The sequence below is a fragment of the Melioribacteraceae bacterium genome (genome assembly GCA_019638015.1).
Taxonomy (GTDB): domain Bacteria; phylum Bacteroidota; class Ignavibacteria; order Ignavibacteriales; family Melioribacteraceae; genus JAHBUP01.
On record JAHBUP010000001.1, the window covers coordinates 2,586,573 to 2,611,473 of the forward strand.

General features: G+C 34.8%; 21 protein-coding genes and 1 other RNA gene. 4 read left to right on the plus strand and 18 right to left on the minus strand.

Going from position 1 to position 24,901, the window contains the following annotated elements; all coding sequences use genetic code 11:
• Nucleotides 1-12: 12 nt before the first annotated feature.
• A complete protein-coding gene (locus tag KF816_11065) occupies nucleotides 13-1,719 on the minus strand; it encodes a M1 family metallopeptidase (GenBank protein MBX3008549.1) in 1,707 nt (568 codons plus the stop codon).
• A gap of 105 nt (nucleotides 1,720-1,824) precedes the next feature.
• On the opposite strand from KF816_11065, the gene glgC reads away from it, so the two are divergent.
• Nucleotides 1,825-3,063 carry a glucose-1-phosphate adenylyltransferase gene (gene glgC / locus KF816_11070; GenBank protein ID MBX3008550.1) on the plus strand — a complete coding sequence of 413 codons (1,239 nt, stop codon included), beginning with the start codon at nucleotides 1,825-1,827 and terminating at the stop codon, nucleotides 3,061-3,063.
• Nucleotides 3,064-3,151: 88 nt separating this feature from the next.
• On the plus strand, nucleotides 3,152-4,981 hold the full coding sequence (gene uvrC / locus KF816_11075) for an excinuclease ABC subunit UvrC (GenBank protein ID MBX3008551.1): 1,830 nt from the start codon (nucleotides 3,152-3,154) through the stop codon (nucleotides 4,979-4,981).
• Nucleotides 4,982-4,991: 10 nt separating this feature from the next.
• On the opposite strand, the gene KF816_11080 is transcribed toward uvrC, so the two are convergent.
• The 12 genes from KF816_11080 to KF816_11135 form a co-directional block, all read right to left on the minus strand.
• Nucleotides 4,992-6,905, minus strand: a complete 1,914-nt coding sequence (locus KF816_11080) for a sialate O-acetylesterase (protein ID MBX3008552.1) — start codon at nucleotides 6,903-6,905, stop codon at nucleotides 4,992-4,994.
• A 159-nt stretch (nucleotides 6,906-7,064) separates the two neighbouring features.
• Nucleotides 7,065-7,161, minus strand: an RNA gene (ffs, locus tag KF816_11085) — signal recognition particle sRNA small type.
• Nucleotides 7,162-7,204: 43 nt separating this feature from the next.
• Entirely contained in the window at nucleotides 7,205-8,221 is a 1,017-nt protein-coding gene (locus KF816_11090) for a glycosyltransferase family 9 protein (protein MBX3008553.1), read from the minus strand.
• Entirely contained in the window at nucleotides 8,218-9,348 is a 1,131-nt protein-coding gene (locus tag KF816_11095) for a glycosyltransferase family 4 protein (protein MBX3008554.1), read from the minus strand. The genes KF816_11090 and KF816_11095 overlap by 4 nt, the downstream gene beginning before the upstream one ends.
• 8 nt (nucleotides 9,349-9,356) lie before the next feature.
• The gene (locus KF816_11100; GenBank protein ID MBX3008555.1) at nucleotides 9,357-10,316 is read right to left on the minus strand and encodes a GNAT family N-acetyltransferase; all 960 of its coding nucleotides are present in this window, start codon (nucleotides 10,314-10,316) and stop codon (nucleotides 9,357-9,359) included.
• Between the two features lie 72 nt (nucleotides 10,317-10,388).
• On the minus strand, nucleotides 10,389-11,285 hold the full coding sequence (locus KF816_11105; protein ID MBX3008556.1) for a PorV/PorQ family protein: 897 nt from the start codon (nucleotides 11,283-11,285) through the stop codon (nucleotides 10,389-10,391).
• Nucleotides 11,286-11,287: 2 nt separating this feature from the next.
• On the minus strand, nucleotides 11,288-12,289 hold the full coding sequence (locus tag KF816_11110) for a hypothetical protein (GenBank protein MBX3008557.1): 1,002 nt from the start codon (nucleotides 12,287-12,289) through the stop codon (nucleotides 11,288-11,290).
• Nucleotides 12,286-13,863, minus strand: coding sequence for a hypothetical protein (locus tag KF816_11115; protein MBX3008558.1), 1,578 nt, complete (start codon nucleotides 13,861-13,863; stop codon nucleotides 12,286-12,288). Before KF816_11115 ends, KF816_11110 begins: the two co-directional genes overlap by 4 nt.
• Nucleotides 13,860-14,738 carry a hypothetical protein gene (locus tag KF816_11120; protein ID MBX3008559.1) on the minus strand — a complete coding sequence of 293 codons (879 nt, stop codon included), beginning with the start codon at nucleotides 14,736-14,738 and terminating at the stop codon, nucleotides 13,860-13,862. Before KF816_11120 ends, KF816_11115 begins: the two co-directional genes overlap by 4 nt.
• Nucleotides 14,739-14,859: 121 nt before the next feature.
• Nucleotides 14,860-15,735 (minus strand): site-2 protease family protein, encoded by an 876-nt coding sequence (locus KF816_11125; GenBank protein MBX3008560.1) that lies wholly within the window; start codon nucleotides 15,733-15,735, stop codon nucleotides 14,860-14,862.
• A gap of 115 nt (nucleotides 15,736-15,850) precedes the next feature.
• A complete protein-coding gene (locus tag KF816_11130; GenBank protein MBX3008561.1) occupies nucleotides 15,851-16,669 on the minus strand; it encodes a DUF1207 domain-containing protein in 819 nt (272 codons plus the stop codon).
• Between the two features lie 14 nt (nucleotides 16,670-16,683).
• On the minus strand, nucleotides 16,684-17,775 hold the full coding sequence (locus KF816_11135; GenBank protein MBX3008562.1) for a glycosyltransferase: 1,092 nt from the start codon (nucleotides 17,773-17,775) through the stop codon (nucleotides 16,684-16,686).
• Nucleotides 17,776-17,858: 83 nt separating this feature from the next.
• Here KF816_11135 and rsmA point away from each other — a divergent pair, with 83 nt between their 5' ends.
• Entirely contained in the window at nucleotides 17,859-18,626 is a 768-nt protein-coding gene (rsmA, locus tag KF816_11140) for a ribosomal RNA small subunit methyltransferase A (GenBank protein MBX3008563.1), read from the plus strand.
• A gap of 2 nt (nucleotides 18,627-18,628) precedes the next feature.
• Here the strand turns inward: rsmA and KF816_11145 are convergent, their stop codons facing one another.
• Nucleotides 18,629-18,952, minus strand: a complete 324-nt coding sequence (locus tag KF816_11145) for a hypothetical protein (GenBank protein MBX3008564.1) — start codon at nucleotides 18,950-18,952, stop codon at nucleotides 18,629-18,631.
• Between the two features lie 46 nt (nucleotides 18,953-18,998).
• Here KF816_11145 and ubiE point away from each other — a divergent pair, with 46 nt between their 5' ends.
• Nucleotides 18,999-19,691, plus strand: a complete 693-nt coding sequence (ubiE, locus tag KF816_11150; protein ID MBX3008565.1) for a bifunctional demethylmenaquinone methyltransferase/2-methoxy-6-polyprenyl-1,4-benzoquinol methylase UbiE — start codon at nucleotides 18,999-19,001, stop codon at nucleotides 19,689-19,691.
• Between the two features lie 13 nt (nucleotides 19,692-19,704).
• Here ubiE and rdgB read toward each other — a convergent pair whose 3' ends face one another.
• Genes rdgB through uvrA form a run of 4 tightly spaced genes read right to left on the minus strand, consistent with a single transcriptional unit; the run spans nucleotide 19,705 to nucleotide 24,842 of the window.
• Nucleotides 19,705-20,286, minus strand: a complete 582-nt coding sequence (gene rdgB / locus KF816_11155) for an RdgB/HAM1 family non-canonical purine NTP pyrophosphatase (GenBank protein MBX3008566.1) — start codon at nucleotides 20,284-20,286, stop codon at nucleotides 19,705-19,707.
• Between the two features lie 25 nt (nucleotides 20,287-20,311).
• Nucleotides 20,312-21,652 carry an amidohydrolase family protein gene (locus tag KF816_11160; GenBank protein ID MBX3008567.1) on the minus strand — a complete coding sequence of 447 codons (1,341 nt, stop codon included), beginning with the start codon at nucleotides 21,650-21,652 and terminating at the stop codon, nucleotides 20,312-20,314.
• Nucleotides 21,627-22,001, minus strand: coding sequence for a carboxymuconolactone decarboxylase family protein (locus tag KF816_11165; protein MBX3008568.1), 375 nt, complete (start codon nucleotides 21,999-22,001; stop codon nucleotides 21,627-21,629). Before KF816_11165 ends, KF816_11160 begins: the two co-directional genes overlap by 26 nt.
• 9 nt (nucleotides 22,002-22,010) lie before the next feature.
• Nucleotides 22,011-24,842, minus strand: a complete 2,832-nt coding sequence (gene uvrA / locus KF816_11170) for an excinuclease ABC subunit UvrA (GenBank protein ID MBX3008569.1) — start codon at nucleotides 24,840-24,842, stop codon at nucleotides 22,011-22,013.
• Nucleotides 24,843-24,901 lie beyond the last annotated feature (59 nt).

A 24,901-nucleotide genomic window follows, 5' to 3' on the forward strand; every position in this document is an offset into this window, starting at 1 on the left:
TATATTACCTATTTAATTCGAAATATTTATTTTGGCCAGCAGCCACATATCAGGATCTAAAATTACTTCAACCGGTTTTTTATTCAAACCAAATATAAAACTACTTTTTCTTGAATCTACTCTTACTTGTTCTAAAGATTCAGTCCCATCTTCAAAAATAAATTTAATATCAACCGGAAATTTATAAATATCGTAGCCATTTTGTAATTGATCAATAAATAATTGTGAAGAAAAACTTTTGCCAGTCTTTTCCACTCGCCAGCTAAATTCAATATCAATAATACCTTCCCCTTTAAAAACCCACTGATCGAAAAAGTAATCGAGTTTTTTTCCGGAGATTTTCTCGGTCATTTTCTTTAGGTCGTAAGTATCGGCATTTTTATATGCAAAAGTCTTATAGTATTCCTTAAGGAATTCAAAAAACATTTCCGATCCCATTTCCCTTCTAAGCATGTGAAGAACCCAAGCCCCCTTGTTATAAATTGTGCTACTAAAAAGAGAGATTTGAGGATTGTAAAGTGTGCCGGAATTGAAATCCCCTTTTTTACTTCTCATAGTTGAGACTAAAGCGCTAATTCCACTCTCCTTTTCCCAGTAAAGTGCTTCGGAATAGGTAGCGAATCCTTCATTAAGCCAGATATCTTTCCAGGTTTTTGGTCCAACCGAGTTTCCCCACCAGTGATGAGCCAATTCATGTATGAGCATATCGGAGAAAAATTTTCTTCCGGAAATAAAATTTGATCCAATACTGGTAATTGTTTGATTTTCCATAGCTCCATATTTCCATAAAATCTCCGCTACTCCATACTTTTCCTTTAGAAAAGGATATGGACCGAATAATTCTTCAAACACCTTTAAATATTTTTTATGATCGGCGAAATCCTTTTTAGCATTATCGAGGTTATTTGGTAAAGCAAAATATGATAGTTGAAGTGAATCTCCGGCCGATGAATAGTATTTTTCACCAAACGATTTAAGGTTGCCCGTAATAAAAGTAATTAGATAAGTTGAAATCGGATATACCGTTTTCCATTCGTAAATTGTTTTGTTCCCCTCTTTTTTAACATTAATTAATTTACCATTTGACACAGTTGTGAGAGTTGAATCAGCTTTTACATTAATTTCTGCTAATGCTTTATCATCGGGCAGATCAACACATGGGAACCAGGTAGAGGCATAAACCGGCTCATTAAGCGTGTATATGAATGGTTTACCTGATGCTGTATCAAAGTTAAAAGAACCAAAACCTTTTTTTTGGGGAGAACCGCTGTAGATTACTCGTACATCAATTGTATCTTCTAAACTAAAGTTGGGTGATATTTCTAAAGTTCTTTCTCTCTGAATATAATTAACATTGAATTTATTTACTTTTATTTCCCGAATGTTCATATTGTCGTATAAATTAAGCACTATTTTATTTATCGACTTATCAAGCACTTTGGCGCGGATAGTAACATCACCAGATATTTCTTTCTCATCAGGAAAAAGTTCTAAATTTATTTTATAAAGGAGTACATCTAAATCTCTTTGATATTTCGGGTTATATTTCTCGAGATTTTCTGTTTCGATGTCATCATAAATTTCAACAGCCGAAAGAGAATTCGAGATATAGTCTTCCTCAAGAAAAATGGAAAAACGATTATAGAGATAAACTGTCATTATCACAGAAAATGCAAATAATAACAAGATTAAAAAAAATACTTTTGTTCGGTTTATCATTTTATTCCTAAAAGCGACATGAAATTATTTCAAAGTTACATATTTCTTTGATTGCCAATCAATTATTAATTAAATATATTTTAGTGAAATCAAAACAGGATAAATATGGCATATACCGGCTCATCGATTTTACGTAAAACTTTAACGATGGTTTTAGCGGGAGGTGTTGGAGAAAGATTATTCCCATTAACTGCGCACAGAACAAAGCCATCAGTTCCATTTGGCGGCAAATATCGTATCATCGATTTTGCCCTCTCAAATTGCTTGAATTCCGGTTTGAGAAAAATTTATGTGTTAACTCAATACAAATCAGATTCTCTAAATCGGCACCTTTACGAGGCATGGAATATTTTTAATCCGGAGTTGAAGGAATTTATCTACTCTGTTCCACCGCAATTTAAGACCAGTAACAATTGGTATTTGGGCACAGCGAACGCAATTCATCAAAATTATAATTTGCTCGAGGATGATCATTTTGAATGGCTATTAATTTTATCTGGTGACCATATTTATAAGATGGATTACCTTAAAATGATTCAATACCATATCGAGAAAAAAGCTCATCTATCTATTGCCAGTATTCAAGTTCCAAAATCGCAGGCAAATAGGTTTGGTGTTATAGAAATTGATGAAGCTTATAGAGTAAAATCATTCGTAGAAAAACCTAAGAATCCCCCGGTTATACCTGATAAGCCCGATCATTCATTTGTGAATATGGGAATTTATGTTTTTAATGTTGCCGCTTTAAAGGAAGTTTTCCTAAAAACAGAAAAGGAAAAAATAACGAACCTGGATTTTGGCAAAGATATTATACCATTTATGATTAAGAATAATTATGATATAAACGCTTACCGGTTTGTTGATGAAAATAAAAAGGATGAACCCTACTGGGTTGACGTAGGAACAATCGACAGCTACTACGCAGCAAGTATGGATTTAATTAGTGTGAATCCTCACTTCAATTTATATGATTATGATTGGCCACTCAGAACTCAGCAGGAGCAATATCCTCCGGCTAAAACACTTTCACACGAAGGTGAAAGAGTTGGTCGAGCTATTAACTCCCTTGTTTCTGATGGCACTATTATCTCCGGCGGATTAGTTGAACGTTCCATTATTGGTTTTAATGTTCGCGTTAACAGTTACAGTTACATTACAGATTCGATAATTATGGATAATTGCAAAATTGGAAGACACTCACGCTTACGCCGAGTAATTATTGATAAAAATGTTTCCGTTCCAGAAGGTTCAGAAATAGGATTTGATCCTGAGACAGATAAAAAGAGATTCACTGTTTCCGATACCGGCATTGTGGTTATTCCAAAGAATTACGTCTTTAAATAAATTGCTTTCCTTTAAAGGGCTGGTTATCAGCCCTTTTTTGTTTTAAACCAAATTACCTAATTTCACGGTAAGAGAATCAATATTTAACATGAATGAATTACTAAAACAGAAATTAGAAAACCTTCCCAATTCGCCCGGTATTTATCAATACAAAAATGATAAGGGGAAAATAATATATGTTGGGAAAGCAAAGAACTTGCGAAACCGGGTTAAAAGTTATTTTCACGGATCAACCGATTCTCCCAAGACCACGATTCTTGTTTCAAAGATCGCTGATATAGAACTAATTATTACAGCTAACGAAATTGAAGCTCTTGTTCTTGAAAATAATCTCATAAAGCAAATCAAACCTCATTACAATATTAACCTTAAAGATGACAAGACATTTCCCTACATCCGTGTTACTAATGAACTATTCCCACAAATATTTCCGACCAGAACTATAATCAGAGACGGTTCAAAATATTTTGGGCCCTACACCGATGTAAAAAACATGAAAAACTCTTTGAGAATGATTTCAAAACTGTTCAAAATTAGAAGTTGCAAATACGATATAACAAATGAAGCTATCGAAAAGAAAAAAATAAAAATCTGTTTGGATTATCATATTAAAAAATGTGAAGGACCATGCGAAGGTTTGGTTTCTTCCCAGCATTATCAAAACCAGGTAAACCGGGTAATTAAAATATTAAAGGGTAAAACCTCAGAACTGATTGATGAGTTAAAAAAAGAGATGAGTGTTTTTGCTTCCAATTTGGAATTTGAAAAGGCGGCTGACCTTCGGGATAAAATTGAGCAGTTGAGCGTTTATACTTCTAAACAAAGAATTGTAAGCTCCGATATGGATGACCGCGATATAATTAGCGCAGCTAACGAGGGGAAAGACGTTGCCGCTACAATTCTAAATATCCGCTCCGGCAGACTTGTAGGGAAAAAACAGATGAATCTTTCTTCATTGGAAAATGAGGATTTATCAAAAATTTATGCATCAATAATAAAGTTCTATTATGATGAGTTTGTTGAAATACCAAAGGAAATTATTGTTGAGATTGAGCCAGAAGAAACTGATACGCTCATTGAGTGGCTGAATAATAAATCGGGTAAAAAATGTTCATTTACTATTCCACAAAAACAGAGTGAAGCCAAATCACTACTTCATATGTGTAAGCAGAACGCGATTCTTCAATTAAAAGAGATCCAACTTCAAAGAATGAAAAAGGAGGGAAATCTTCCCTATGTTTTATCCGCACTTCAAAGAGATTTACGATTGAAAAAACTTCCCCGCGTTATTGAATGTTTTGATAATAGCAATCTGCAGGGAACAGACGCGGTAGCTAGTATGGTTTGTTTTATTGATGGCAAACCTAAAAAAAGTTTGTATAGAAAATTTATAATTAAAACCGTAGAAGGTCCTGACGATTTTGCGAGCATGAGAGAAATTATTGAGCGCAGATATAAAAGATTGGTTGAGGAGAAAAAAGATTTGCCCGATTTAGTTATGGTTGATGGAGGTAAGGGACAACTATCAAGCGCGATAGAAATATTAAAGAATTTGGGACTTTCAAATATTGAAGTAATTGGGCTAGCAAAAAGATTGGAGGAAGTCTTTTTACCCTATGACACGGAAGCTCAATCTATTCCCAAAACTTCATCAAGTTTAAAATTGCTTCAGCACCTTAGAGATGAGGCTCACCGTTTTGCAATTTCATTTCATCGTGAAAGAAGGAGTAAAAGAACAATTACAACCGAATTGACCGAGATAAATGGAATTGGCGGTAAACTTGCCGAGAAACTTTTAACAGAGTTAGAAAGTGTCGAAAAAATCAAAAGTGCTTCAATTGAAACACTAACTAAAGTAGTAGGTAAAGCAAAAGCAAAAACTATATACGAACACTATAATCCGGGAACTACTTCTTAATACTTGCTAATTATTTTCCCGCTTGAAATGGTGATGCGGGGAGTCCCTCCTTATTATAAAGATTAGCCCCCTCGGGATTATTAGCCCATGCATAACGAACGAATTTTGGATTTTTCACCTCATCATTCCAAACTATAACTTTATTATTTTCAATCTTTGCACTCGCCCAAACATATTTCCCATCTTCACCTGCAATCGCAAAATATTTTAGTTCTTTCCCATCTTTCGTCATTAGTCCGCTTCCAACATTTTCAAATGAAAGGATTACAGAATTGTCGTTTATTTTCATTGATTTATATATTGGACCCGAGTGAACAATTTTTTTATTGCTATATGCAATTTTTTGCGCCGCTAGGGCGAGTCGTTCACCTACATCTTTTTTATTGAAAGGATGAATATCATTCCACTCCCCTAGGTCAATAGCTACGGCCATTCCTGTATTTGGTACTGATAAAGTTTTAAGTTGGGCATCCCGAAGTTCAGCCCATTGGCTTTCCACCGGTTCGCTATTTGTTTCCATAAAATTGGGAAGCTGAACATAGAGAAACGGTAAGTTTTTATTCTTCCAATTTTTCCGCCAATCGTTGATAAGCGCCGGCATCAAAGACTGGTATTCTATTGCTTTTCCGGTATTCGATTCCCCTTGATACCAGATTACACCTTTAATAGAATAATTAAATAGAGGGGCAACCATTCCATTATATAAACCGGTCGGTTTGTAATGCACAGTAATTGTTGGAGGGTGAGGATTCACAATTGCGCCTACTTTATATTTCCATTCACCGCTTAAATCCAATTTTTGTTCACCATCGGTTATATAATAAGGTTTATCTTTTATAAATCCACCTCGTCCTATATTATTCACTACCCTAACCACAATTTCATTATTTTCTTCATGCAATAAACCAGCAGGTATTTTGTATTTTCTTGGCGGATATTGATATGAAACCGATCCTACAAATTTGCTATTAATAAATGTTGAATCGCTATCAACAATTCTTCCTAAGTAAAGTTTTAATTCTTTCCCTAACATAGATTTAGGCACCGCAAACGATTTTATGAACCAAACTGAACCATTAATTTTCCCAACCCCCTGCTCATCCCAAAATCCGGGGATATTAATCTCACCCCAATTATTTATGTTTTCGAAAAAATCCAAACTATCATCTCTTTGTGAAGCATATCCCAAATCAATTTTGTTCAAATTAGAAATCCATTCACGGCTGATTTTTTCATTATTGCTAATTATTTCATTAACAAATTTTTCATTTTTAAATTCATTGAGAATCTCAAGATGAGTTGGGAAATTTTTAAGTGTTTCTTCACTAACCCAGGCTTCTGCCGGAGTTCCCCCGATAGCGGTATTTATTAATCCAATAGGTACTCCATATCTTTCAAACAATTTTTTAGCAAAAAAGTAGGCTACTCCGCTAAAGTTTTGAATTGTGCTTGGTGAAACAGAGATCCAGTTTCCTCCGCTTATATCTTTTCGAGGTTGGTTAAAATCATATTTCTGTGGAACTATAAATTGTCTAATCTTTTCATTGCTTGCACTTGATACTTCACTTTCATATAAATCGCGAATCCGTTCCATATTTGTCTGCATATTTGATTGTCCCCCGCAAACCCAAACATCACCAATCAAAATATTTTTTATCACGATTTCATTTTTACCTTTAATGACCATATCGAATGGTCCACCACTCTTCAATTTTGGAATTGTGATACTCCAATTACCATTCTTATCAGTCACGCTCGAATATTTCTTATTAAGAAAATCAATTTCAACTTTCTCCCCGGAGGAAGCCCAGCCCCATATTGTTAGTTTTACATCCCTCTGCAGTACCATTCCATCACTTATTAATTTTGGTAATGATATCTGCGCGTTGGACTGATCAAACATTAAAAATGATGCTAATAGCATCGTAGTAAGTAAAAAATTGATTCGGGGTCTCATGGGCTTACCTCAGCTTAATAATTTACAATCGTAATACAAATTTAATTGTCCGGTGTAATAATAACACTTTTCAAAATAGTTTTTAATTAGAATGGAAACAAGATTGAAGGAGAATGTATGGATAAAAAAAACCGCGGGTAAAATCACCCAAGTTAGATACTAACCGCTGCTTCCTTCCGGACCTGACGGAGTTGGGTATTAACTTGCCGATTAACCCGCGGAAAATTTGGGTTGCTAATATAGGAAAATAAGTTGAAGAGAAAAATTTAGGTTTGTTTTAGAAAACCTTTTAACCGCTCAATAATCTTCTCTGAATTAATTCCACCGTCCCCCTCAAATCTACACTTTTTTGGATCTCCCGGACATTTTGTTTTACAATACCACTCTTCAGGCAGAATTATCTCTGATTCATTCCCGAGGGGACCCCACAGTTTGGGCGAGCATGCAGTAAGCGGGCAAAATAATGAAACCGTTTTTATTCCAAGAGCGGAAGCAATATGCATTGGACCTGTGCTGGTGGAAACTAAACAATCCATGCTCGCAAAACCGATCATCGATTCACGCAAACTTTTGCTTTTGTTGATAAAATGTGAATGTTCGTTGATGAATTCATCGGGAATATTGTTATCTGTGACTACAACTTGTATTTCGGGATCAATTGATAGTTGGTCAATCAACTTACGGTATTCAGGAAGAGGCATATTTGGAGCAGAATTACCGCTTGTTATATGAACTCCCACTAAATATTTTTTACCGGCTAGTATTTTACTTCTTAATGATTGGACTAATTCACTTTCTGTTTTACTTAAAAATATTTCAGGAGTGTAATTTGTAGTCTCTACCCCTATTTTACGGGCAAGATCCATACAATAATCAGCTTCGTGACGCAATGGAATGTATTTATTTCTCGAAACAAATTTTGTCCAAGTAATAAATTGATAAAATTTATGGCTCACCCCAACCCGGTAAGGTATCCCGGCAAAAAATAAAAGATAGTTCAATCTCTCGGTCGGTAATAAACTTAATGAGTGGGTGAATTTATAGTTTCGTATTTGGCTAACTTTCTTGAAGAATGATTTTGCAGAATCATCCACGTCATCAAGTATAATTATCTCATCAACGTTGGGATTATTAAGAAATATATCGGCGGTATATTTTCTTACAAGAACGGCTACAAAGCTATTGCGCCATTTCTTTTTGATCTCGCGAGGGATCCCAGTCGATAATACTACATCACCAATTCTATCGGGACGAGCAATTAAAATTCTTTTTTGCCTTTTCATAAAACAAACTCAAACAATCTATCTCTGATCCGCTCATACTCTTTTTGCCAATTGAGTTCTTTTGAAGTTTCTAAACAATTGGAGGAGTATTTGTTCATCAAACCTTTTTCACTTATTAATTTTTTTATTGAAGATGCGATCGACTCAGCAGATAAATCATCAATTACAATTCCAACATTATACTGCTCAACTATTTTTTTCATTTGAGGGAGATTACTCGAGATAACCGGCAACCCCGCATTTATATACTCAAATAGTTTATTCGGAAGAGCGTGGTAATAACTAACACTTATATTTTCAATTAAACAGATTCCTAAATCTCCCCCGGCTGTGTAATTAATTAATTCAGATTGCGCTATCGTTCCCATAAAAAATACTCTCCCCAAAATTCCAAGGTCTCTGGCATATTCCTCATATTCCTTTTGCCGTTCGCCATCTCCCAGCACAACAAGATAAACATCCGGCATCAACTTCATTGCTTCTAATGTTGGCTTAAATCCCCTTCCCCCAATAATAACACCTTGATAAAGTAAAATTGTTTTATCTTCAGGAATACCTAATTCTTTCCTAAAATCGAATTTATAATTTATTGGTTGAGCTAAGGGGATATTTCTAATCACCAATGTATTATGGATTCCATAAAATTTTTCCAGAAATTCCGAATCCATTTCTCCAGTGGTCAAAACCAAATCAACTTTTTTTATAAAATATCTTTCAATAATTCCAACGATCTTACTAAGTATTGGTCTGTTCTGATGACCACCAAGAAACGCATAAATTTCTCTGCTGTTATAAATTACTTTGGCATTCTTAAATCTGGCGATAATATAAAGGAAAGGGAGTGTATAAAAATCTTCGGCAAAATAAACGTCACAATTTAATTTAGTGACTTCCTTGATCAGTTTAAAAGCAAACCGCAGATAAAATAACAAACTAAACTTTCCCTTGATCAGACGGAATATTTTCTGATTCTCGGTCTCCATTAATTTGGAGTTATTCGACCAATCAAAACCAATTGAAAAAATTTCACACCCTTCGTTAATTAAGGAATCAGAAAGATTAGTAATTCTCGAATCATTTAGTGGATTGCCGAGGAATGCGAAACATATTTTTCGGGGAGGATTCATTTGTTGAATCAAAGTTTCTTATAAAGAGTATTCCGCATTATAGTTTTCGCGTCAAACTTTTCTTTGAACTCAATGAGGTGCATGCTTGGTGTCATTGGATTCTCAGCTTTAGTATCTTGTGAAACACCAATATCAACATAAGAATAACCACGTTCTGTAGCATCTTTTACAACTTCATACATCACTCTTTGAATCGGTTTATACTCCGCATATTCATATTTGAGCATATTGTAAAAACACAATGCGCAGGTAGGATTAACATAAAACATCAAAGAACCGCCAATTGGATTTCCATCATGATAAACCATAAATAATTTTAATGCGTCCGGCAGTAATTCTTTCAACTTCAGCAAATCTTCGTAACTGTGAGTAGGTTTAACATTGTGGCGCGATTTATTTTCAATCAGAATTGGATAGAACTCGTCATATCTATTATTGACTTCAACTTTAAGATTGAAATCCTTTATAGTTTTGCGAATGTTGCGGCGGATTGTTGGATCAAATCTTTCAATAATTTCAATATTCTTATCAAGTTTAATTGCGCTGGAAATGTAATGCAGTTTGTAACTGAAATCTCTCCATAACATCGCGAAATCCAAATTCTGGTTTGGGTGTTTTTCATAAACCATTGGAGGGGCGGTTAAAACTAATTCACTAATTCCATTTGCTCGTGAGTAATCTAACAATGCGTCAATAACCTCAAGTGCCTTCGCGAACTTTATATCTTTAGTAACAATAGAACCGTAACTTGCGCCTATTGGAGACTCAAAAACTCCTTCCTTAATTCTTCCTGGAAGAACGGCGAGAATATTTCCTTTCTCTAAAAATATTAGATGGTCAAATCTGAATTTACCCGGGGTGTGATAATCTAAAAATTTCTGAAGATGAAATATGGTACCATTGTTTGATTGCAAAACAAATTTGTCCCACTTCTCTTTCCACTCTTCACTGTATCTAATTATTTCCATAAAAGAATATTCGCGGATATTATTGATGCGGTAAAAATAAATAAATTAAGAGAAAGCTCTATAATTAAAATTCTAGAACGTATAAATAAAAGTAAATATGTGTGAATCGCCCAAACCATATTTAAATGGTACGTAAGCGTAATCTATATTTAATCCTTTATAAATTATTCCAAATCCGGTTGTAATTGATTTAGAATCATAGCCCGAAGCAAATCCTAAACGAGCCGCAAACATTTTATCGTAAAGTGCCTCAGCACCAACATGGAAATGTGATTCATCCTGCTCAAGATATTTTTGAAATCCTCCAATTGCCGCGAGATCAATAAAATATTCGGGTAGGTTAAAATTATAAGACAACCCTATTCTCAAATCTGAAGGTAAAGTTGAAACCTTGTTTCTAAGCTGATTCATCGAGCCAATATTTCTTAAAGTAATTCCCAGATTCATATTCTCAATTATGCCACTATACATTGCGCCAAAGTCAAATGCATATCCCGTAGCTTGGTCAGAGAATAATGATTCATAAATAACTTTATAAGTCGCGCCGATGTGCACTTTTTCAGCAATTCCAAATCCCGCAGATAAACCACCCGCAAAATAATTTGCGCTTATTTTGGTTAATGCATCACCAGGTACATTTCTAACCTCAATATCATTAATTGAGGTAGTATTTAATATTAGTCCCATATTCAACCCAAACAATTGAAAACTGGAGCCTAATATTTCAGAGTTTAAGTCAGAAAAAAGTGAATTATGTGTGAATGAAATTTGAGTTTTGGGTGAATAACTTAGATAAGCCGGATTATAGTAGGCGGCAGATAAATCATTTGTGCCAACTACACCTAAATCACTCAAAGCAATATTACGTGCGCCGAATCCTAATTTGAGAAATGATACACCGGTATTTCCGGCTGACTGCGCAAAAATAGTTGATGCGCAAAATAGAGTTAAAATAATTTTCTTTATCATAATTAAAAGTTAAGATTTATTCCTACAATATGTTGATCAAATAGTGAATATGGTTCCATCGCAAAAGCATAATCGATTCCGATGACCGTTGATGATAGACTATATAAATATGAAAATCCGGCCGATGGCCTCACCGGGAAATCTGAATTACTAATGTTTAATTTATCAAATCCGGCCCTGATAAATAAATTTTCATAAATCATATATTCAGCGCCCCCTCTAAAAATATTTGTACCCGCATTGCTGTTTTCAAATTCGGCGGCGAGAATTAAATTTTGATTTGTAAATTTATATGAAGCGCCTATTTTTTTTGAGATTGGGAATTGGTCATCAGTTTTTAATCCGCTTGTACCAAATAATTTTCCAGTATCCCACGAGTATTTTGAATTAAGATCGGAGATCATGAATGAAAGAGTAATATTATCGTTCAATAAATAGATAGCTCCAATATCAATTCCTAACGATGTGCTGGTTACTTCTTCATACAATTTATAGTAGTAAAATTTGAAAGCGATACCAATCGCGAGTTTATTCGAAAACCGGTTAGCTACCGATACAAAAAATTGATTCTCAGAAGTGGAAATATCTCCAAGTTTTCTCCCTTGATTATCACGCGAATCTATTTTCGAAACTCCCGCATTTATAATTCCAGCGCTAATACCGGCAGTTGAGCGGGGCTTGGTGTTGCCTTCGGTATCGGTCTGCGTTCCAAATTCAAATTTCTTTGTAAAATTTAAGAAGTTTAGCGACCTATCGAGAGATAAAAAAGAATATGATGTTTGAAATGAATTATTTTTCTGAAAAGGTGACAGAGCGGGATTGTAATAAGAAACTAAATTACCCTCGGTTACAGCCGAGAGAGCGTTCCCCATACCAATTCCTCTTGCGCCAAATCCCATTCGACTAAAAGCCCCAACTTTACTGCTTATCGATGACGTTTCTGCTTGTGCCATTAATGAGATTGATAATAACCAGAAACCAGCTATTAAAATATTTTTTTTCACATCAGCACCATTATTTTTCCAAAAATAGGTTCGTCGGAATTTTTATCAATCCTGTAAAAATAAACTCCATTTGGTACAAGATTTCCAAACTCATCTCTGCCATCCCAAATTTCAATTTGTTCTTCGTTAGCTGAGCGGGAAGCGTTTTGAATTACAGTTTTAATGAGGTTCATTCCGAAATCTAATATTCTTATAGTTACATCTGAATGCTCCATTAAAGAGAACTTAATTTTTATTTTTTCTTTATTCGGAGAAAAGGGATTCGGAAAAGCAAACGATTCGGTATTATCGGCAGAAGATCCCGATGCAAGAAATATCCTCCAATCTCCATCCCAACTGCTATTTTTTTCGTTAGTATACACCAGCCCGTTATCTGTACCTATCCAAAAATCAGTAGAACTATCATTTAATTTTGAAGTCTCGGCCGCAAGAAAAGTATTGGTCTCCAACTTCACATTTGAATTTATATCTATGACTGAATTAAGCGCGATCCAGGTTGAACCATTGTTGGTAGATCTGAACAATCCATTTCTAGTTGCAACAATAATATCAGCGCCGGTGTAATTTCCTTTAGTCCCATGATATTTAAATGCAAAATCGAGTGCTCTTTCTCCCAATAAAAAAGTATCCCATGTTAATCCCCCATCTGTGGTTCTGCTTACTCCCCAATCTTCGGTTTGTCCTTCAGCTTTCCAAGTTGCAGCCCAGATAGAATTATCATACTCATTCTTTTCTATTGCTAAAATATAATTACCTGATATTGGCTTAGATTGATTTGTATGATTAAATTTCTGCCAGCTTACACCGCCATCTGTACTTTTATTAATTCCTCCGGCTGTACCGACCCAAATTGTATTATCATCATCCGCATAAATTGAAAATGCCCTATGATTTAAATACGATTCGGGACCAAACTTTCCGGGACTCGGCTGCAATGAAAATTTTAGTGTATCCGTTGGTTTTATAGAATTAAGATTATCTGGTGGCAAAACTACTCTCTGCCAGGAAGCTCCTTTATTGGTGGATTTTCTTAAACCTCCCGCAAAATTAACAGACCATACTGTATTGCTGGTTGTTGCTATATCATAACAAAAATTTTGCTGTGGCACAGTTACCGGCAAAGCTCTCAAAATATTGATGCCATAAACTATACTTGAATCCCCCTGCTGATCAACCGGCTGAGGTACACTTTTCCAGGTGGCGCCATCATCTTCTGAATACTTAAAACCGGTTCCAACGGGAATTGCAGATCCGGCAATTATTTCATAATGCCAGGTGGCAGACCAAATTATACCGTCGCCATATCCAAGAGCAGAAATATGCTCCTTTTCAAATTCTTTTGTACCAAAATAATTTTGCCAATTATTTCCCTTATTGATTGTCTTGCTCAATCCCTTTGATGTTCCAATCCAAACCGTTTCTCCATTTATCAAAATTCTTTCGGCTGTATTACTCACCGGAGTTTTATCCAGACTTTTATTAAGCCGGTCGTTGTTCAAATTATAATCGTAAGGAATTATCTGACCGAATGTTATTGCAGCACTAACTAATAAAAACGCAATTATCTTTCTCATGGGTTAACCTGCAGATTATGAATGATAACTCCACTCGCTTCATTACTCTTATCCTTGGCCTGAAATTCAAAACGCCAATTCCCGGTTTGAGAAGTTGTACCAAATGAATTCTTAAATGAAAATATTCCATCGCCGGCTTTAATATCTCCAAATCCCTCAACGTCCCCATTATCAACCATAATAAAATAATCTTGCGAAGCCGAGGGTTGAGATAGTGTGCCATCCGGTCTGAATAATTTGAAGAATACAAGCGCAATATCCTGTAATCCGTTTTGATCATCAGCTTTCACAGTAAAAATGAATGATTGGCCTCTTGATACCGAACTAGTGAAATTCAAGTCTGATATAACCGGAGCGAAATTTTGTGTAGAATTTTTATAGCCAAAATGATGAGTACCTATTTTCATCTGATTATCGGGGGCCGGGCGTACATTATCTTCTATATAATAATTAATGATATAATTTCCATTGGGATTTTTACGGCTCATAAAGAATTTTGCTGAATAAACACCATCTCCCGGTTGGGTATCACCGCTCGTTCCCGATTGCCCATCATCCTTCAATTCTACTAGATTATTGATTACTATTTTACCATCGGCGCTAATTATGGAAATCCATGCTTTATTTACGCTCTCCTTTTTTTCTATTTTAACCGTTGTTACTACTGATGAATCAGCCGGTAAAAAATTAACCGATGCCGGGGCATTAATTGAAGTAACCTTATAATTGGCATTTTTTACATCAACCACTTCCGAAGGAATGCTATCGCACGAAACAAAAGATAAAGCCGCGATTATAGTAAATAATAAGCTAAGGATTAATTTTTGGCGGGTAATGATTTTTCGCAAATCAATATTATAAATTTGAGTTTTCATAGAGAAATCTATCGTTAAGTTTTCGAAATTAAGCGGTAAAAATGTTTCTCTACTAATTTTCCTCAAATTTTGATTCAAATAAATAGATTAAGTTTCTAAGAATCAAGTGGAATTTTAATCTCTAAAAAGATATTACAAATGGAGTTGGTGAAAATGACAATAAAAATATTGCTATCGCACAATAACCCCAAAACATTCTTACCGGGTCCAACTTTTCAAAATAATATACTGGTGGATGTTTAATTTTAATAATGAAAAAAAGAATCAGAGCCCAAAACAACCAGCCGGTCCAACCGAAATCAACTCCAATATCAACAAATGAACTTAGTAATGAAACTATTCCTAAAATTAAAAGTGCGATCATAGATATTGACGCGACTGCTTCATGTTTTTTTGAACCAAACATACTATAAATTATATGCCCGCCATCAAGTTGACCAACAGGAATTAAATTCATAGCTGTAACAAAGAGTCCAAACCATCCAACACACAAATATGGATAATGATAAATTTCCGACATTGGCGGTATAAAATCACCAGGGGATGTGAATAATTCTTTTAAAACGAAGAAAAGCAGTGTATCACCAAACTTCAAGCTTATTGCGTCTTTTCCATATTCAGGAGTAAAGTAATCGGGGTGAATAGCTAATATATAATCGACAGAAGGTAAATTAGTGAAACCATAAATCAAAACAATTAGGCACGCAATAAATCCTGCGATAGGCCCAGCCGCCCCAATATCAAACATCGCCTTATTCGTTTGAATAGGTGATTTGGTTTTAATGACTGCCCCCATCGTTCCAAAGTTGAAGAATCCCGCTATTGGTGGGAATGGGATAAAAAATGGCAATGTTGCTTTAACCTTATGCCTAACCGCGGCGAAATAATGACCAAATTCATGAACGGTTAGAATAAATAAAATTGATATCGAATAAGGTAACCCCTTTAAAATATCAGAAACGTTATATGGACCGGGTCTGCCAGTTGTCCATTCAATTCCGGCAATAACAGTAGTAATAAAGGTTATAATAAATAGACCGATATTAATCCAAACTTTATCGAAGGGTTTGGCGGGCTCTGTAATTTCTGGTTCGTTTTCTGGATCAGGCATATTATAAATCCAAATTTATACCAACAGCGGAGTATTTCGATTTCTGATCAAAATATTCACCATGAAAATTGTTTCCATCAAAATAGTTATAGTACAGACTCATTCCTCTTCCAAAAACTTCGCCGAATTTTATTCCCGCTGAAAATGAATGATTTGGGAATCTACTCTTAACCGTTGTGTATTTAAAATCGTATGCAATGAAAGGTGAAATATTTTCTGCGATCAAGTCTTTTCTGAAATAATCAAATCCTGCATGGTATTGGTCTCTTTTTACATAATCCGGTTCAACATTAAATATATAAGTTAAGCCAAAATAGAATCTAAAATTATTATATCGGTAAAAAGGCATAACTTCAATAAACTCTCTGCTGTAAACGCGCGGTTTCTGTCCATTTCTCCATTCTTGTTTTGCGTTATCATAATGCCCATCGGCGAAATGAGCACTGATATGACTTATCCTCGCGCGAAATCCGAATGAGTAATTATGAACTTTTACTTTATACCCAAAATTTATCCCAAACAAATAATCAACCGCGTCAACCGGAAAATGAAAATTATCTTCACTTCTCAAAAGTGTGTAAGTAAATAGATCGGCACCAAATGAAAATGTTTTTGAATCTGCGTGATATTGCAGTATATCAATTGAGTTGCCAATATCCAGACGAAGCTCATCATTTTTATTTTGGAATAGGAATCCAAGCTTAGGTTCTAATATATTAGCCGTGAATGGCTGAATATTCAATTCGCCTGGAAAAAACTCCACCTGCCCCAATAATATTGAACCAGTAAAAAATATGGTAATAAAAAATCTTTTAATCATTTTTCCCTTCTCTTTTAAAACTCTCTTCCTTTCCATTTAACTTTTTGGCTAGGTAGAACTATAAATGGCAGCACAATTACATAAATAATAAAATAAACTTGAAATGTAAAAAAATGGGATAATCGCAGGTTCATATTAAGTTTCTTAAAAACCGGATATAAGAAGAAATAATCGGTAATAATCTTGAATAAAGTTATATATAGCGCTGTTAATGAAAACATGAATGGAAGAAGTAAAATAGCAATGTGTGTTATAAATCCCCACAGCATAACAGAATAACCAATTACATCGCTCTTCATTCCCCCAACACCCCACCTCTTTTTTTGCCAGTATAAAGTTTTGAAGTCTGGGCAGGGTTTGGAAACTACTAATAGTCCAGGATCCAATGGAGTTATAATTTTATATTTTTTAAGAGAATGCATCGCCATTAATAAATTAAAATCTTCTGTAACTGAGAATTCAAGATTTTCATATCCGCCAATTTCATCATAAACAGATTTTCGGTAGGACATATTATTCCCGATACAACTAAGAGGCTTATTAAAATTCATTGCTCCAGCGGCAACGGTGAGCAAATAAATAAAATCTATTGACTGCATTCCCGCAAAAGCAGAATAACTCTGCTGTGCTGTGTAACCGCCAACTAGGGCAACATTTTTATCATAATAGGAAGCCAAAGTTTGAATCCACTCAGGCCTCACTGTGCAATCGGCATCTGTAGTTGCGATAATTTCTCCTGTAGCAATTTTTAATGCGTTCGCCAGCGCATTTGTTTTACCTTTTAATGAGCCAATCGATTTTGAAGGTATTAACATTTTAAAGTGAGGTTTATCTTTTATAAAAGATTCGATTATCTCACCGGTTTTGTCAGTAGATTTATCGTTTACCAAAATAATTTCTAATTTACCTTCGGGATAAATAAGTTTATTCAGCGATTCCATACATTCGAGAATATTATCCTCTTCATTTCGAGCAGCCACAATTACTGTGGCAGAGGGAAGCTCATCATAACTAATTTGTTTAAAACTTTTACCGGCGCCTATCGTAAAAATTATGAGCTGTATAAAGTAGAGCGATATTCCGATTAAAAAAATAATTTCAAACATTTTATAATTCATTCTCAATTTCGATGCTCAATTTAATTCTCTAAAAGCTATATTGCTAACAATTTTCAAAAAAGAATAGGAAAATGAGCGATCCGCGTCCTTTAAAAAGATTTGGTCAGAATTACCTTAAAGATCACCAAACTATCCTAAAAATAGTTCGTGAGTTTGATCCATGTCCTGATGATATTGTTGTTGAAATTGGACCGGGTACTGGGGCATTAACAGGAGAGATATATCAAAAAGTCAAAAAACTTTACGCTGTTGAAATTGATTTTAGAGTGATTGAGGAGCTAAGTTTCAAATACCCCATGGTACATTTTATTAATGCCGATTTTCTGAAATTTGAGTTGAGTAGCGCAATTCATGAAGAGAAAAAATTAAGAATTGTGGGAAACATACCATATAATATTACCTCACCAATAATCTTTAAATTAATTGAAAACCGTGAGCTTATAAAAGATGCAATGATGATGGTACAACTTGAAGTTGCTAATAGAATTATAGGGACAAACTCAAAAAAGGATTATGGTATTCTGGCAGTGATAATAAACGCGTTTGCGACCACATCACTTCGATTCAAAATTTCTCCGAATGTATTTTTCCCAAAACCAAAAGTTGAATCGGCGATAATACACTTAGATTTTAATAAGAATTTACCGGATGATGTATCATCAAAAGATTTCATGGGGGTTGTCAAAGCAGCCTTTGGAAATCGCAGAAAAATATTAAAAAATTCTCTTTCAAACAGTGTTTATAAAGACCGGGTTAATAATGTTAAAATGGATTTAACCCGCAGAGCTGAGGAATTATCTATTGCCGAATATTTTGATCTAACGAGAATGCTTCAATAAAGTTAAAGCTTTCCTTTATCTACTTTATAAACTACATCAACAATAACATTAAAATATCTATCGAGCGAGCAATTAGCGTCTTCCCGCAAATAGCAAAATTCCTCCTCGTTTTGAGCCCGGCAATCAACACATATTTTTGCCCTAAGTTTATCGAGCATAATTTTCTTGTCGGAGTTGTAGTTGTCTTTTATAATCTCCATTATTTGAGGGAAATAAAATTCAACTGCGCAAGTTTCATCCTTATGTAGAGTGCATTTCCCCTTTTCGGAAGAATCGACGCATATTGTACAAACATTTTCTTTTATTGCTTTAAGGTATTTATCCATATTTTTGCCTTTCAGAATGATTAAAATTAGTAATTAAGAAGATAACATGGAAGCAAAAGAAACAAAGAAAATTAAAGTTCAGAAAATGTTCGATTCGATTTCGCATCGTTATGATTTTTTAAATCATTTTTTGAGCGTGGGGATTGATATTTATTGGAGAAGAAAATCAATAAAACTCTCACGTATGAATTCGGAATCAAAATTATTAGATATTGCGTGTGGTACGGGTGATTTTGCAATTGAAGCGAGAAAACAGGGTGTGGCTAATATTTTCGGGGCAGATTTATCAATCAATATGCTTGGTTTATTTAAACAAAAATCGGATTGGATAAATGGAAGAACTGTTCAATGTGTTGGTGAATCGCTTCCTTTTAGACTTAATTCATTTACTCATATAACTGTTGCATTTGGAGTTCGTAATTTCTTTGATATCCCACAAGCATTTAAATCATTTTATGAGGTATTGAAAGAGAATGGGACTGTTACTGTTCTTGAATTTAGACTTCCGAAAAATCCAATTATCAAAAGTTTATACTTATTCTACTTTAATAAAATATTGCCTCTATTCGGTAAGATTATTTCAAAAGATAATGACGCGTACACTTATCTTCCGGAATCCGTAAGCGAGTTCGACGAAAAAATTAATCTCGAATCTATTTTTTATGAGTCAGGCTTTAAACTCGTTGAAAAATACTCCTTAAGCTTAGGATTAGTTCAGGTTGTTATCGCAAATAAATAAATACCAATTAAAGCTAAACTTTTGATAACAATTTTTTTAAATTCTCAAAAGCTTTACCTCTGTGGCTAATTTTATTTTTAATATCAAGATCAAGCTCGGCTAAAGTATTCTCAAATCCATCCGGGATAAATATTGGATCGTACCCGAAACCTTTTGTGCCCCGAATATCTTTTGTGATCTTGCCCGGCAGTTCACCAATAGATTCAATCAGATTTTGCCCATCGTAATAAACAGCATAGCATATAAATTTGGCTGGATAAGGCTCTTCAAACTGACTTAATTCTGAAAGTACTTTATTATTATTATCATCATACGTACAATTTTCTCCGGCATAACGAGCAGAATATACTCCCGGTCTCCCGTTAAGATGCTGAATCTCAAGTCCCGAATCATCAGCAATTACCGGTACTTTATATATTTCATAAATACTTTTTGCTTTAAGAATAGAATTCTCCTGAAACGTTACACCGGTTTCCTCAACTTCAATATTGTTACCTAAATCGCGCAGTGAAACTACATTAAATTGAGTATCACTAAAAATATGTTTTACTTCTTTTGATTTACCCAAATTTTGAGTTGCGAAAATTATGTTCATTAACTCCTCGAATCATTATTAGAATTTAATTTTGATTTATCATTTTATTTAATTGGTATTTGCCATCAGCAATAAGTTTATCTTCAATGTAAAATAATGATTTACCATCCTCCACTAATAATTCCCCATCAATAAATACTTTTTCAACATTTAGTTTTGATGCAGAATATACTATAGATGAGTAAACCAATTCATCATTAACTTGCAAGGGTAAATCAGCTTTTTCTAGATTCAAAAGAACCAAATCAGCTTTTTTACCAATCTCAATGCTGCCAACTTCATTTTCAAGATGTAAAGCTTTAGCTCCTTCAATAGTTGCCAGTCGGAAAACTGTTTTCGCATCCATCGAAGTTGGCCCATGAACCGGTTTTTGAATTAACGCGGCGAGACGCATTTCATTAAATATGCTCAGGTTATTATTACAGGGCGCGCCATCGGCACCCAACGAAACAGAAATCCCTTCCTCGATATATCTTGGAATATCTGCAATCCCCGATCCAAGTTTTAGATTTGATGAAGGACAGTGGGAAACTCTAACTTCATTTTTCTTTAAAGTTTTTATTTCAGAATTATTCAAATGAATACAATGGGCTAGCACCGTTTTATTATCAAGTATTCCGATTGATTCGAAGTACTCAACATTTTCTTTACCGGTTAATTTTCTTACTGCTTCAACTTCCGATTTATTCTCAGATGAATGAGTATGAAATAATGATCCCGTAAAATCCTTCATCATTTCCTTTGTTTCAATCAACAGATTTTCACTGCACGATAATACAAACCGGGGCGCAAATCCAAATTTTATCTTACCATTATTTGAGTTATGAAATGCTTCCGCCCACTCTTTTGTCTTCAATAAATTTTCTTTGGTTGAATTGCAAAATTGAGGATATAAATCATTCTGATCTATCATACAATTACCGGCAAAGGCACGCAAACCGCTGCTAATTAATTCTTCAAAAATAATCTCCTGATGCCTTAATGTGCCCATATCAAGAATGGTAGTAGTGCCTCCGGTTATTAAATCATTAATACCTAATTGAGCTGATATGCGAAGTGATTCCTTTGTGTGAGAATTTTCGAATGGGAATATTTTTTTTTGAAGCCAATCGAGCAATTCGAGATCGTCAGCCAATCCTCTGAATAATGTTTGGCACAAATGAATATGCGTTTGCACGAAACCCGGGATTAAGGTGAGATTCGGCGTACTAATAATTTCGCCGTCAAATTCAGAAATAATCGAATCCTCTACCGGAGAAATATTTACAATTTTACCGGCTTCAATATGTACCGCATGATTGCGCAATATTCTGCTATTGGAATCAGCGGTTACAATAATTTTAGGTATTATTAGTTTTTTTTTCATTTTCTTTTTCCGCGAAAATTTCATCCATTTTTTCGATCGCGTACCTGAGATGAGGAATTACGATTGAGCCGCCGACAATTAACCCGATATTAAATGTCTCATATAATTCTTGCTGAGAAGCTCCCTCTTGAATTGAGCGATCAACATGATAAAGTATGCAATCATTGCAACGCAAAACCATTGATGCCGCCAATCCCATAAGTTCTTTTGTTTTGGCATCCAACGCACCATCAACATAAGCTTTATTATCAAGGGCAAAAAATTTATTAAAATCTCTGAAACCAGAGTTTAGTATTCGCTCATTCATTTCTGTGCGATATGCGCGGAATTCATTTACGTTTGATTTCATTTATTTCTCCTAATTTCTGAATAATTCCTTCTTTAAAAATTTCCCGGTTAAACTATTATTGTTAGCGGCCACAATTTCGGGAGTACCTTCCGAAATTAATTCACCACCAAACTCACCTCCTCCAGGACCAAGATCAACGACATAATCGGCTACTTTTATTACATCCAAATTATGCTCAACTACTATTACGGTATTTCCCTTTTCAACCAGCTGATTTAGTACTTTTAATAAAATTCTAACATCTTCAAAATGGAGACCTGTAGTTGGCTCATCTAAAATATAAATAGTTTTTCCAGTTCCAACCTTGCTCAGTTCAGTCGCTAATTTTACTCTCTGTGCTTCTCCACCGGAAAGTGTTGTGGCTTGCTGACCAAGTTTAATGTATCCAAGTCCAACATCATTTAAAGCTTTTATTTTACGGTATAGAGTAGGGATATCCTCAAAAAACTGAATAGCATCCTCAACATTCATATTCAGTACATCTGAAATACTTTTTGTTTTATAAAGAATCTCCAAAGTTTCACGGTTATACCTTTTTCCATTGCAAACTTCACAGAGCACATAAACATCGGGTAAAAAATTCATTTCAATTTTTTTAAGTCCATCCCCTTCGCATCCGTCACATCTTCCTCCGGCAACATTAAAACTAAATCTGCCGGTTTTATAACCTCTCATTTTTGATTCCGGGAGTTGAGCAAAGAGATCCCGGATATGTGTGAATAGTCCGGTATATGTCGCCGGATTCGATCTTGGCGTTCTTCCAATTGGAGATTGATCAATCTCAATAACTTTATCAATATTCTCTAAACCCTTTATTTCTTTAAAAGGAAGAGGAGTAGTTTTAGAATGATAAATTTTCTTCATCAAAATTCTTACGAGAGTTTCATTTATGAGTGAAGATTTCCCAGAACCACTTACCCCGGTGATTGCGATAAATGATCCGAGAGGAAGTTTTAGATTTATGTTTTTGAGATTATTTCCCTCTGCGCCATTTAATTCCAAATATGTTCCGTTTCCCTTTCTTCTCTCATTTAAATACTCAATTACCTTTTTATCTTTAAGATATTGAATAGTGATAGAATCGGCGCCATTTTTAGATTTGAGCAAGTCTTTAGTATTTCCTTGAAGGCATACTTCCCCGCCATGAATTCCCGCGAGTGGTCCTAAATCAACAATGTAATCGGAGCTTTCTATCATTTCTCTATCATGCTCAACAACGATAATTGTATTTCCCAAATCTCTTAAATTTTTCAAGGAGTTTATAAGTTTGATATTGTCAGATTGATGAAGTCCGATACTTGGTTCATCCAATACATAAAGTACTCCGGCTAATTGTGAACCGATCTGAGTAGCCAAACGGATTCTTTGCGATTCACCTCCGGAAAGTGTTCTCGCCGAACGGTCGAGAGTCAAATAATCCAAACCAACATTTAATAGAAAATCGATCCGGGATGTAATTTCTTTAATTATTTGGCTGGCAATGATTGATTCTCTCGAATTCAATTTCAAACTATTAAAATATTTTTTTGATTTAGTAATTGAGAGAGCCGTTACTTGTGAAATATTCAGATCACTAATCTTTACCGCGAGTGATTCCTTTTTTAATCTCCCACCCTTGCAAGTTGAGCAAGTTTGAGTATTCATAAAACTTTCTGCCCATTCACGAATTTTATTTGAAGAGGTACTATTATAATAATGCTGGATATATTTGATTATTCCATTAAACTTATGCATGTAGGTAACACTTTTCCCATTCCCATATTTATAGGTGAAGGGAATTTTCTCGGTGGTACCATTAAGGATAACTTCTAATTGTTCTTCAGTAAGTTCTTTGATAGGTGTATCGTAATTAAAATTATATTTTTCAGCTATGCCTTGCAGTTGATTAAAGAACCACATATTTCTCGGTTTTCCAAGCGCGGCAATGGCTTCCTGGTTAATTGTTTTTGTGTCATCGGGAATAATTAAACTTAGATCCAATTCTTTTTTTTCACCTAATCCATCGCAATCGGGGCAAGAGCCATAAGGTGAATTAAAGGAAAATGAGTTCGGAGCTAATTCAGAAAATCCTATTCCACATTCCATGCATGAAAAATTACGGCTAAAGACTCTATCTTTTTCACCATTGCTGATTATTAAATTTCCTTCCCCATAATTGAGTGCTACCTCAACAGATTCAGCCACACGTGCTCGGGAATTAGTTGTAACTTTAATCCGGTCAACCACTATTTCAATATCGTGAGTTTTATATCGATCAACCTTAAAAGAATCATGCAATTCATGAATCTCCCCATCAACCCGCACTCTTATAAATCCATCAGAAAGTATATCCTGAAATAGTTCTTTATAATGCCCCTTTCTGCCTCTAATTACCGGAGCAAAAATGATAACTCTTTTTTCATCATATTCGGAAAGGATTGTATCAATAATTTGTTCGGAAGTTTGTTTTTCAACCGGCTTACCGCAATTATAACAATGCACTCTACCCACACGCGCAAACAGCAATCTCAAATAATCATAAATCTCAGTTACAGTACCAACAGTTGAGCGGGGATTTCCATGAGTTGATTTTTGCTCAATAGAAATAGCCGGACTCAATCCTTCTATCAAATCAACATCCGGTTTTTCCAATACACCCAAAAATTGTCGGGCATACGCGGATAATGATTCAATATATCTTCTCTGTCCTTCGGCGTAAATTGTATCGAATGCGAGTGATGATTTGCCGCTGCCTGAGAGTCCGGTAATTACAACCAATGAATCGCGGGGAATTTCTAAATCTATGTTCTTTAGATTATGTTCGCGCGCGCCTTTAATCAGAATTTTATTTAAATGGTTCATTTAGCTAATTTTCATAAGTTCAGTTGGAAATTTTAGACAAAGTGGCACCCAAAATCAAT

Excerpts from the sequence above, each read along its gene's own strand:
- KF816_11065 (MBX3008549.1), bottom strand. The coding sequence starts at position 1,719 with ATGATAAACCGAACAAAAGTATTTTTTTTAATCTTGTTATTATTTGCA.
- glgC (MBX3008550.1), top strand. The coding sequence starts at position 1,825 with ATGGCATATACCGGCTCATCGATTTTACGTAAAACTTTAACGATGGTT.
- uvrC (MBX3008551.1), top strand. The coding sequence starts at position 3,152 with ATGAATGAATTACTAAAACAGAAATTAGAAAACCTTCCCAATTCGCCC.
- KF816_11080 (MBX3008552.1), bottom strand. The coding sequence starts at position 6,905 with ATGCTATTAGCATCATTTTTAATGTTTGATCAGTCCAACGCGCAGATA.
- KF816_11090 (MBX3008553.1), bottom strand. The coding sequence starts at position 8,221 with ATGAAAAGGCAAAAAAGAATTTTAATTGCTCGTCCCGATAGAATTGGT.
- KF816_11095 (MBX3008554.1), bottom strand. The coding sequence starts at position 9,348 with ATGAATCCTCCCCGAAAAATATGTTTCGCATTCCTCGGCAATCCACTA.
- KF816_11100 (MBX3008555.1), bottom strand. The coding sequence starts at position 10,316 with ATGGAAATAATTAGATACAGTGAAGAGTGGAAAGAGAAGTGGGACAAA.
- KF816_11105 (MBX3008556.1), bottom strand. The coding sequence starts at position 11,285 with ATGATAAAGAAAATTATTTTAACTCTATTTTGCGCATCAACTATTTTT.
- KF816_11115 (MBX3008558.1), bottom strand. The coding sequence starts at position 13,863 with ATGAGAAAGATAATTGCGTTTTTATTAGTTAGTGCTGCAATAACATTC.
- KF816_11120 (MBX3008559.1), bottom strand. The coding sequence starts at position 14,738 with ATGAAAACTCAAATTTATAATATTGATTTGCGAAAAATCATTACCCGC.
- KF816_11130 (MBX3008561.1), bottom strand. The coding sequence starts at position 16,669 with ATGATTAAAAGATTTTTTATTACCATATTTTTTACTGGTTCAATATTA.
- KF816_11135 (MBX3008562.1), bottom strand. The coding sequence starts at position 17,775 with ATGTTTGAAATTATTTTTTTAATCGGAATATCGCTCTACTTTATACAG.
- rsmA (MBX3008563.1), top strand. The coding sequence starts at position 17,859 with ATGAGCGATCCGCGTCCTTTAAAAAGATTTGGTCAGAATTACCTTAAA.
- KF816_11145 (MBX3008564.1), bottom strand. The coding sequence starts at position 18,952 with ATGGATAAATACCTTAAAGCAATAAAAGAAAATGTTTGTACAATATGC.
- ubiE (MBX3008565.1), top strand. The coding sequence starts at position 18,999 with ATGGAAGCAAAAGAAACAAAGAAAATTAAAGTTCAGAAAATGTTCGAT.
- rdgB (MBX3008566.1), bottom strand. The coding sequence starts at position 20,286 with ATGAACATAATTTTCGCAACTCAAAATTTGGGTAAATCAAAAGAAGTA.
- KF816_11160 (MBX3008567.1), bottom strand. The coding sequence starts at position 21,652 with ATGAAAAAAAAACTAATAATACCTAAAATTATTGTAACCGCTGATTCC.
- KF816_11165 (MBX3008568.1), bottom strand. The coding sequence starts at position 22,001 with ATGAAATCAAACGTAAATGAATTCCGCGCATATCGCACAGAAATGAAT.
- uvrA (MBX3008569.1), bottom strand. The coding sequence starts at position 24,842 with ATGAACCATTTAAATAAAATTCTGATTAAAGGCGCGCGCGAACATAAT.